This is a genomic window from Actinoplanes sp. NPDC004185 (assembly GCF_053603475.1).
Genome location: NZ_JBSGFR010000056.1, coordinates 44,184 through 53,786 on the forward strand (window position 1 = coordinate 44,184; position 9,603 = coordinate 53,786).

Annotated in this window: 7 protein-coding genes; all 7 read left to right on the forward strand. The window is 70.4% G+C overall.

Annotated features, from left to right (window positions below; translation table 11 throughout):
* The first annotated feature begins 15 nt into the window (after positions 1–15).
* The 7 genes from ACWEOZ_RS38035 to ACWEOZ_RS38065 all read left to right on the forward strand — a co-directional run bounded on the left by ACWEOZ_RS38035 (position 16) and on the right by ACWEOZ_RS38065 (position 9,182).
* Positions 16–957, forward strand: a complete 942-nt coding sequence (locus ACWEOZ_RS38035) for a carbohydrate ABC transporter permease (protein ID WP_451915524.1) — start codon at positions 16–18, stop codon at positions 955–957.
* Complete coding sequence (locus ACWEOZ_RS38040; RefSeq protein WP_451915525.1) at positions 954–1,751, forward strand: carbohydrate ABC transporter permease; 798 nt, start codon at positions 954–956, stop codon at positions 1,749–1,751. Before ACWEOZ_RS38035 ends, ACWEOZ_RS38040 begins: the two co-directional genes overlap by 4 nt.
* Before the next feature lie 78 nt (positions 1,752–1,829).
* On the forward strand, positions 1,830–3,299 hold the full coding sequence (locus ACWEOZ_RS38045) for a glycoside hydrolase family 43 protein (RefSeq protein WP_451915526.1): 1,470 nt from the start codon (positions 1,830–1,832) through the stop codon (positions 3,297–3,299).
* Between the two features lie 27 nt (positions 3,300–3,326).
* Positions 3,327–4,184, forward strand: coding sequence for a hypothetical protein (locus tag ACWEOZ_RS38050; protein ID WP_451915527.1), 858 nt, complete (start codon positions 3,327–3,329; stop codon positions 4,182–4,184).
* A 3-nt stretch (positions 4,185–4,187) separates the two neighbouring features.
* Positions 4,188–6,314, forward strand: coding sequence for a DUF6055 domain-containing protein (locus tag ACWEOZ_RS38055; protein ID WP_451915528.1), 2,127 nt, complete (start codon positions 4,188–4,190; stop codon positions 6,312–6,314).
* Between the two features lie 419 nt (positions 6,315–6,733).
* Entirely contained in the window at positions 6,734–7,426 is a 693-nt protein-coding gene (locus tag ACWEOZ_RS38060) for a GntR family transcriptional regulator (protein WP_451915529.1), read from the forward strand.
* Positions 7,427–7,637: 211 nt separating this feature from the next.
* Positions 7,638–9,182, forward strand: a complete 1,545-nt coding sequence (locus tag ACWEOZ_RS38065; RefSeq protein ID WP_451915530.1) for a D-glucuronyl C5-epimerase family protein — start codon at positions 7,638–7,640, stop codon at positions 9,180–9,182.
* The last annotated feature ends 421 nt before the right edge of the window (positions 9,183–9,603 follow it).

Here is a 9,603-nt window from a genome sequence, read left to right on the forward strand (position 1 = left end):
CCGGCGATGGTGACCATGCTCAACCGACGGGCGCGGGCGGCGGCGCCCGTACCGGTGCCACCGGCCCGCCGCCCGTCCCGGCGCCGGGCGTGGCTGGGCGCGGCCTATGCCGCGCCCACCGCGCTCGTGGTCACCCTGCTGTTCCTGGTCCCGCTGGGTCTGGTCGTCTGGATGTCGCTGCATCACTGGCCGCTGCTGGGCGAGCCCGAGTTCAACGCGCCGGACAACTACACCGCGATGACCGGCGATGCCCTGGTGCGCGGCGCGGTCTGGTTCACTCTCAAGTACACCGTCGTGGTGACCGTCCTGCTGTTCATGCTGGCCTTCGGACTGGCTCTGCTGGTGCAGCGCGCCCGGCCCGGCGCGGGCTTCTTCCGCACCGCCTTCTTCCTGCCGGCCGCGGTCGGTTTCGCCAGCGCGTCGCTGCTGTTCCTGGGCCTGCTCAGCGATGAGATCGGGCCGGTCAACGATGCGATGGCCGCGACCGGGCTGCTCGACGGCTACGTGTCGTGGACCAGCGGCAGCGCGAACACGGCGCTGGGCTCGGCGATCCTGCTGGTGCTGTGGCGTTTCGCCGGCTTCAACATGCTGATCCTGCTGACCGGGCTGCAGGCCGTCCCGCTGGAGGTGTACGAGGCCGCGCGGATGGACGGCGCCGGCCGGCTGCAGATCTTCCGCCGGATCACCCTGCCGCTCATGCGCCCGACCATCGCCCTGGTCCTCACGCTGATGGTCACCGGCTCGCTGCTGGCGTTCGACCAGTTCTGGATCCTCACCCGCGGCGGGCCGGACAACAGCACCACCTCGCTGGTGATGGTCATCTACCGGGCCGCGTTCATCGACCTCGACCTCGGCTCGGCGGCGGCCGTCTCGGTGGCCCTGCTCGGCGTGCTCGTCCTGGTCAGCCTCGTCCAGCTCGGCGTGCTGCGCCGCCGGTCCCGCCAGGAGTCAGCGTGAGGCTCGCCCGTACCGGCTACTACAGCACCGGCGCCGCGCTGGCCGTGCTGTTCCTGTTCCCGCTGCTGTGGAGCGCGTACGCCTCGGTGCGTACCCCGAGCGGTTTCGGTCTGGAGAACTACGCCCGGCTGTTCACCGCCGACGGCGGGATCCGGCCGCACCACGTGCTCAACAGCGTCGTGGTGTGCCTGCTGACCGTGGGCGGGACGCTGCTGATCTCGACGCTGGGCGGGTACGCCTTCGGCCGCTTCGACTTCCCCGGCAAGAACGCGCTGTTCCTGGTGACGCTGGCGATCCTGATGGTCCCGTACGCCACCATCCTGATCGCCCTCTACGTGCTGCTCGGCTGGGTCGGGCTGGCCGACTCGCTGCTCGGGCTGAGCCTGGTGCTCATCATGTTCCAGCTGCCGTTCGCCATCTTCATGATGCGCAACTCCTTCGAGGCGGTCCCCCAGGAGCTGGAGGAGTCGGCGCTGGTCGACGGCTGCGGCAGCGTCGGGGTCCTGCTGCGGATCATGGTCCATGCCGTACGCCCGGGGATCGTCACCGTGTCGCTGTTCGCGTTCCTGGCCTCGTGGAGCGAGTTCTTCGCCCCGCTGATCATGCTCAACTCCACCGACCGGTTCACGCTGATGCTCGCCGTGGTCAACATGCGGACCGCGAGCTTCGGGGCCATCGATTACGCCGCGCTGGAGGCCGGCGTGACCGTCATGGCGGTGCCGTGCCTGGTGCTCTTCGTCCTGCTGCAGCGCAGTTACGTGCGCGGCTTCATGTCCGGCGCGCTGAAGGGGTGATGCCGACCCGTCCGTAAGGCCGCCGTGCACGACCGGGCCGTCCCACGGTGGCGTGTCGATCACACGAAAGGACCCCCCATGTCCATCCCCGGCCCGGTGTCCCGCCGGACCTCTTTCCGCCACTCCCCTCCCCTGGTTCTGCTGCTGTCCCTGGCCCTGGTGTTCGTGCCGATCGCGATGCTGCCGGCGCAGGCCGCCAACCCGATCGTCACCTCGGTCTACACCGCCGACCCGGCACCGCTGGTCGTGGGCGACACGATGTACATCTACGCCGGCCGCGACGAGGCGCCCACCGGCACGGACGCCTTCGTCATGCGCGAATGGCGGGTGCTGTCCTCCCCGGACGCGGCGACCTGGACCGACCACGGCCCGCGGGCCTCCGTCGCGACCTTCCCGTGGGCCGGCGCCGACGCCTGGGCCGGCGAGGTGGAGCCGCGCAACGGCCGCTACTACTGGTACACCTCCGTCAACGGCAACGGTCCCGGCTGGATGAACATCGGGGTCGCCGTGGGCGACAGCCCGCTCGGCCCGTTCACCGACGCCAAGGGCGGCCCGCTGATCAGTGACAGCACGCCCAACTCGTCGGGGCTGAACATCGACCCGACCGTGTTCGTCGACGACGACGGCCAGGCCTACCTGTACTGGGGCGGTTACTGGAGCCCGCGGATGGTCAAGCTGGCCGCGAACATGGTCGACACCGTCGGCGCGGTCCAGACCCCGGTGGGGCTGACCGACTACTGGGAAGCGCCGTTCCTGTTCAAGCGCAACGGCCTCTACTACATGATCTACGCCGCCAACGACACCAACGGCTGCGTCACCTCGTCGAGCTACGCCTGCCAGCGTTACGCCACCGCGACCAGCCCGATGGGGCCGTGGACCCACCACGGGGTGGTCCTCGGCCAGGTCTCGTCGACCACCAACCACGCCGGGGTCGTGCAGTTCCACGGCCAGTGGTACATGGTCTACCACAACGCGAACGCGCCCGGCGGGGGCAACTTCCGGCGCTCGGTCGCCGTCGACCGGATGACCTTCAACGCCGACGGCACCATCCAGCGGGTCGTGCAGACCACGACCGGCCCGCCGCCCAACCCGGGCGGCACGACGCCGCCGCCCGGCCCGGGGACCGATCACGCGCTGACCGCGACCCCGTCCACCTCGTACGTCTCACCGTGGGAGAACCTCGCGGCGGTCAACGACGGGTTCACCCCCACCGGCTCCGCCGACCGGTCGCACCCGGTGTACGGCAACTGGCCGGAGCAGGGCACGCAGTGGGTCCAGTACGACTGGGCGGCCCCGGTGAACCTGCGCGGGGCGAGCGCCTACTGGTTCGACGACGACCAGGGCATCGACCTGCCCGCGTCCTGCCAGGTGCAGTACTGGACCGGCACCGCCTGGGCCGACGTGCCCGGCGGATCGCCTTGTGGCGTGGCCGCCGGAACGGCGAACACCGTCACCTTCGATCAGGTTTCCACGACCCGGCTCCGGCTGACCTTCACCTCAAGAGCGGGCTTCTCCACCGGCCTGCTCGAATTCCGCGCCTTCTCCTGACCGCGGCGCCCAGAGAGGAAAGACACCATGAGACTTCGACGCCTTGCCACCCTGACCGCCACACTGGTGGTCCTGCTCGGCTCGCCCGTCGCCGCCCAGGCCGCCCCGGCACCGGCCCCGGCCGGCTGGAGCCCACCGGCCAACCTGGTCACGCCGCTCGACGAGGTCTGGCGGCACCAGGAGCAGACGTACAACAACCTGTACGGCTTCCGCAATTACGGCTGGGACCAGATCGTCGCCAACCGGGGCAGCATCAACTACTGCGTGCGCTGGGACTCCAGTGCCCCGGTCAGCGCCGCGCTGCGCGACCGCGTCCACGCCTCCCTCACCCGGCAGTTCAAGAAGTGGATGGACGTGATGGCCGGGCACAACGGCTGGCCGTACCAGGAGGTCCCGCTCAAGGTGGTGGGCTGGGCGGTCCGCGACCGCTCGACGCTGCAGTGGTCGGACTCGTCGGTCGACATCTACGTCAACAACATCCGGGAGAACGCCCCGCAGTGCTCCGAGCCGTGCGGCCGCTTCTTCAACCAGTCCGGCAACTATCCGAACTGCCCCGGCGGTGCCGCACGCCACTACGACATGTCGCTCTGGCTCACCGCCGGCATGAACGGCGGCGCGGGCGGCGACTGGGGCCAGCGCATCGGCAGCGAGTACTTCGTCGGCGCGCTGGACGCGGACGACATCCACATCCTCCTGCACGAGATCGGGCACAGCTTCGGGCTCGACGACTTCTACGACTGGACCCCGACCGGCGTCGGCGGCTTCCTGATGAAGGCGGGCAGCGCGACCCGGATCACCGACTTCGACGCCTGGATGTTCCGTGACTGGTGGCGGCACCTGAAGAGCCGCTATGGCTATGCCCCCACGGCCGGGAAGGTGGGCTGATCTGTGCGCCTGTCCACGACCATCGAGGGCTGGCGCCGGCGGCTGATCCTGGCCGGGGCGGTCACCGTGCTGGCCGTCGTACCGCTGGCTGTTCCGCAGCTCCTCGCCACCGCGTCGGCGGCGGCCAAGACGACCTGGATCCCGGCCCGGTGGGCGAGCACCGGCGAGGTCCCCTGGGTGCCCGAGCGCACCAGGGAATCGGCCGACTTCATCCTGCTGTGGGGCGACCGGTCGGGCACCGACCCGAAGAGCGCCCCCTCGCAGTACCGCTTCGATCCCGACAACATCCTGGCCCAGCTGGAGAGCCTGTACTCGTTCTACGTGAACACGATGAAGTTCACGCCCGAGCAAGGTCTGCTGGCCCAGTACAAGATCAATGTCATCATCACCACCACCTGGTCCAACGCGCCGCTGGACGCGTGGGCCACCGGCGGCTCGACCGACGGCAAGGTCGGCGTCATCAACATCGCCCCCGGCGCGGCGGCACCCGGATCGTGGGGGCTGGCCCACGAGCTCGGGCACGTGTTCCAGAACTACACCTTCCTGGGCCGGCCGGGCGCCGGCTTCACCGACCCGTCGGCCGGGACGTTCTGGGAAGCCACGGCGGAGTTCATGGCGATGCAGGTCTACCCGAAGACAGCGGCGGGTGACCTGACCCGCTTCCTGCGTACCGAGAACCTGGCCTACAGCTCCAGCCGGCACCACTACGGCGCCTGGATGCTGCTGCAGTACATCAAGGACCGGGACGGGCCGGCCATGGTCAACCGGATCTGGAACGAGGCCCGTAACACCGAGCACCCGCTGGAGACGTACCGCCGGCTGGCCGGCATCGACCAGGCTGAGCTGAACCGGCGGCTGGGCGAGTACGCGCAGCACAACGTCACCTGGGACTACAGCAACCGGGCGGACGTGCTGCCGTTCATCAACCGGCTGTACCCGTTCATCACCGCGTACAACGGTGTCGCGGTCGAGCCGGTGGACCAGGCGGCCGGGCACTACCGGATCCCGGACGCGATCGCCCCGTCCGACGACGGCTACAACAAGATCCGGCTGGTGCCGGCCACCGACGGCGGCCTGATCCGGCTGCGCTTCAAGGGCCACGCCGAGAACAGCACCGCGCAGCCCGGCTGGACGTACGGCTTCGTCGCCGTGCGCGACGGTGTCCCCCGCTACGGGCCGCTGACCAGCAGCGCGGACGGGCAGATCACGTTCCAGACGCAACCCGGCGAGCGGGAGGTCTACCTCGTCGTCACCGGCACCCCGGGCGCGGTGCACCACTACGGCTTCCTCGACGGATACACCAAGCACCACCGGTACGCGTACGAGTTCCGGCTGGCCGGCGCGGCACCGTTCGGCTACGAGCCCGGCCACGTCAAGCCGGCCGCGCCCGGCGGGGGTCACTGGCACTCCAACGGCGGCGGCTGGGTGGACTCCCGGGCCACGGTGGCGGCCGGCGCGTACGTCGGTCCCCGGGCCGCGGTGTACGGCAACAGCACCGTCTCCGGCAACGCCCGCATCGAAGACCTGGCCTGGGTCAACAGCGGCGCGACGGTAACCGGCAACGCGGTGGTGAAGAACAACGCACTGGTGCAGGGCGGGGCGAACCTGTCCGGCAACGTGGTCATCGGCGGCGACGCGGAACCGTCGACCGCCTGCTCCTCGGGCACGTACCTGCTGTTCAACCCTGACCGGGGATGCGACGGCCGGGGTGGTGAGGTCGACGTGAACCCGGCCCACGGGACGTTCCGTACCGAGGACCTGGCGCTCACCGGGAGCACGCCGCCGCCTTCACCTCCTGTTCCCGCTCCGACGCCTTCCCCCTCGGTGCCCACCGGTGCCGGCTGCGCTGCGACCTACCGGCTCGCCGGGCAGTGGGAGGGTGGCTTCCAGGCGGAGGTGACCGTGACGGCCGGCCCGGCGGCGATCACCGGCTGGCAGGTCGGCGGGGCTGTCGCCGCACGCCAGACCCTCACCCAGATCTGGGGCGGCACGGCCACCGGATCCGGCGCGGCGAGCGTGATCCGCAACGCCGGCTACAACGGTGCCCTGGCCGCGGGGGCCGGCACCACGCTGGGCTTCATCGGCACGGGTGCGCCGGTGACGCCCACGCTCACCTGCTCGGCTGGATAGCGGGCACCAGAGCCGGCATCGGGGTCGTACTCCCACGGCGGCCCCGATGCCCCCGGCCCGGACCCGGTCCCCCGGCCCGGACCGGCCCCATCGCCGTCCCATCCGGCCACGCCGCCGCCGTCTGGGCCGCGCCGCTGCCCGGCCATACCGCCGCAGTCTGGGCTCGCTGCTCACCCAGAGCCGTCGCCTCGGCCCGGATTCCATTTCCCCGACCGGCCCGCCGGCGCCAGGACCGGCCACCGTCCCCGCCTGGCCACGCTGCCGGCGAGCCCGGCTCCAGCCCCGGGCGGGCTCTGCGGCCCCCACACGCCCCGTGCCGGATCCACCTCCGAGGTGCCATGAACACGCCGGCAGCCCGGCGACGCTGGCTAAGATCGGGATCGTCCGATCCGGAACGAGTCGACCCCGATGGAGGCTGGATGACGTCGGCCCGCCCGACGCCCCCGATCCACGCCACGCTCGCCGATGCGGCCACCGCGCACCTGCACGAGGCGATTCTTGTCGGGGAGCTCGCGGGTGGTGCCGCGCTGCGCCTCACCGACCTCGCGACCAGCATGGGCATGAGCATGATGCCGGTGCGTGAGGCGATCCGCCGGCTGGAGGCGCTCGGACTGGTCGAGGTGATCCCGCACAAGGGCGCGTGGGTGCGGGAGCTGACCGTCGAGGACGCCCACGACACGCACGACATGCGGATGCTGCTGGAGATCACCGCGATCGAGCGGGCCGCCGTACGGTTCACCGAGCAGGACGCCGACCGGGCCCGGGCCTACCTCGAACGCAACGTCCGCGCGCTCGAGCTCGGTGATCAGGCCGCCGCCCGGCAGGCTCACACCGACTTCCATTTCGCCGTGTACGCCGCGGCTCAGTCACGCTGGCTGCTCCGCGCGCTCGAGCCGGTGTGGCAGAACGGCGAGAGGTACCGTTTCGCGGGCACCCGCTCCCGCGGCGCCCGGGAGCGGATCCTGCGGGAGCACGAGGCGATCCTCGCGGCCTGCGTGGCCCGTGATCCGGCCGCTGCGGCGGGGGCGCTGCGCGAGCACATTACCAACGCCCACGCCCGGGTCATCGACAAGATGACCAAGCAGAACGACAGCGGTCAGCCGCCCGGCTGAAAGACCCGCACGGCCGTCGCGGGGTCCGCGGACGACGCGGCGTCGCCAACGCGGAGACCAGTGACGTCGACCGGTCTGGCGACTTGCCGCCGGCGCGAACGGTTACGGGGTCGCAGCTTCGAAACTGGCCCCGATCGGGTGACCACTCAGGACAGCGGGATCACGTACCCGGGTGGGACGCTGTGCCGACTCCATGGGAAAGAGGTCATTCATGCCGCGTTCTCGTTCCGGGAGTGCAGCGGCCGTAGCAGCGATCCTGCTGGTCGCCGGCGTGCCGTCGGCGGTCGTCTTAACCCACCGCGACACCGGCCGGGTCACTGTGCGCCTGGCGCCGGCCCCGCCGCTGGGCAGCGCCCAGGCGATGCGGCCGCGGCAGCCGGGCAGCGCCCGGGCGGTGCTGCCTTACCCGTTCAAGGCCGACGCGTACGGTATCCACACCGCGCCGCGGGAGGAGTACCCTTATGCGCTGACCCGCCCGATCGCCCTGGTGGACGACGGTGTCCACGACGCTTCCGGCGTCCGGATGTACAAGATCGGCGACCGGCTCTACGACCACCCCGTCTATCAGGCCCGGTACGGCATAGACAGTCTCGAGAGCTATGTCCGCACCGACGACGAGCGTTACCTGAGCCGGGCCGAGCTTCAGGCCGCCCGCTTGATGCGGCGAGCCGACAAGACCGGCGGTGCTTGGTACCTGCCGTACCCGTTCGGCTTCAGCCTCCACGGGGTGGCGAGCGACCGGAGGGTCCCGCCCTGGTACTCGGCGATGGCCCAGGGGCAGGCCCTCACCCTGTTCGTCCGGCTGTACGAGATCACCAAGGATGCGACCTACCGCAACGCCGCCGACCGGCTGTTCGCCGGCTTCCTGCGGCCGCGGGCGACCTCCAAGCCGTGGGTCGTATGGGTGGATTCGCGGAACCACCTGTGGTTGGAGGAGTTCCCGGGCCGGGCCGCCGACCGGACGCTCAACGGCCACCTCTTCGCGATCTTCGGCTTGTGGGACTACTGGCGGCTGACGTCCGACGAGCGGGCGAAGACCCTCTACCAGGGCGCGCTCACCACGGTACGGGACTACTTCTCCCGCTACCGGAACGAGAACTGGATCAGCCGGTACTGCCTCACTCACCCGGCCCGGCTCTCCGACAAATACCATTTCATCCATATCAGGCAGCTGAACCGGCTCTACACTCTCACCCACGACGGCGCGTTCCTGCGCCTCGCCGAGACACTGACCGCCGACTATCCACCGCCGGCCGTGACAGGCGAGGTCCGCTTCGCCGCCGGCACCCATCAGGGCGTCAAGTTCTCCGCCGGCGGCACCGTGGCCGGTCGCAGATCCCTCCGGTTGACAGCGGCCTCGCGCGCGCCGGCGGATCGCCGGGAACGCATCCACGGACAGCCGGGTTACTGGTACCGGATCACCGCGGGTCCCCTCGCCGGCTACCACGTGCGGGAGAACCACGCGCTCGTGGCGCTGCTGGGGCGTTCGGTGAGCTACGACTACCACCCGGCCCGCCCGGCCACGATGATGGCGAACGAGACCTATACCGGCTTCCAGTTCGCCGCCAACGGCTCGGTGCTCAGCCGGCAGAAGGTGATGCCGGCCGAGAGCACGTCCTTCGGCGTCGTCGCATCGGCGTGGTGGAACGCGCGGGAGTATGTGCTGGCCCAGACCGGCCCGCTCGCCGGCCACTGGATCCCCCGCGGACAGGTTCAGATCTCACGCCCCTCAACCCGGCCCGCACATCCTGGATGAGCCCGGCGCTGCCGTCGGCGCCTCAGCTCACCGCGAGATAGACGAGTGCGCCGATCACGCCGACGAACACCACGAGCAGCCCGCCGACGAGCAGCATCTCGCGGGCGGCGCCCCGATCGTCGTCGTCCGTCATCCCGCGTCCTCCATCGTTTGATATTTGATAAGACCGGGCGATCATAGATCGAGACATCGACATCTGCGGCAGCAGCGTCCCCCATTCGGGTCATCACCACGCACCGGAGTCGGATGCTGACCTAAGGCTGAGCAAAACGCGGCTGTCCGAGCTGACCGGTGCGGCCGAGCCGGGAAGGGCGGGCGACGCCCGCCTAGCTGTTGCGACCCGACACGTTGTTTCAGGCGGTGAGGCGGCTGATCGGTGGGTGTCCCCCGAGTGCTGAGTGGCTGCGGGCAGTGTTGTAGT